At 39.4% G+C, this 543-nt stretch carries 2 protein-coding genes; one reads left to right on the top strand and one right to left on the bottom strand.

Annotated features, from left to right (window positions below; translation table 11 throughout):
* Positions 1-63, bottom strand: a 63-nt coding sequence (locus R7Z50_RS30400) for a LacI family DNA-binding transcriptional regulator (protein ID WP_318150138.1), incomplete at its 3' end; no start/stop codon positions are given.
* A gap of 176 nt (positions 64-239) precedes the next feature.
* On the opposite strand from R7Z50_RS30400, the gene R7Z50_RS30395 reads away from it, so the two are divergent.
* Positions 240-543, top strand: a 304-nt coding sequence (locus R7Z50_RS30395; protein ID WP_318150137.1) for a tRNA-binding protein, incomplete at its 3' end; no start/stop codon positions are given.

The raw sequence follows: 543 nt of genomic DNA, 5'->3' as shown, positions 1-543 counted from the left end.
CACGCGAGAAACCGTTGCGACCGAAACACCGGCTTCTTTCGCGACATCCTTGATCGTTGCCATATAGAACCTTTAGTGGCTAAAAATTTTGACTGAAAGTATTAAACACCCATTGTGTAATAAGTGCAATTTGATAGAGGATTTGCTTTCGGAAATGAGATCTTTACCACTTGTATTTATTAAGCTTACTGATAGTGTAAACGTTATCTTTTTAGTAAAACTTTACTGAGGTTTTAATTATGGAAACTATCGCTTACTCTGATTTTGCCAAACTGGAAATTCGTACCGGAAAAATCATTGAAGTGGCTCGTCATCAAAATGCAGACAAGCTGTATATTGTGCAAATTGATATTGGTGAAAAAACACTGCAAACCGTAACCAGCTTAGTGCCTTATTACACCGAGGAAGAGTTGATGGGCAAACAAGTGGTCGTGTTGTGTAATCTTGCCAAAGCCAAAATGCGCGGTGAAACCTCAGAATGTATGTTGTTGTGCGCAGAAACGGATGATGAATCCGAAAGTGTGTTACTAACGCCAGAAAGAG

This window comes from Vibrio sp. 1249-1, from assembly GCF_033340495.1.
Note: the sequence above shows the minus strand (reverse complement) of the source record. Positions and strands in the feature narration are given on the sequence as shown.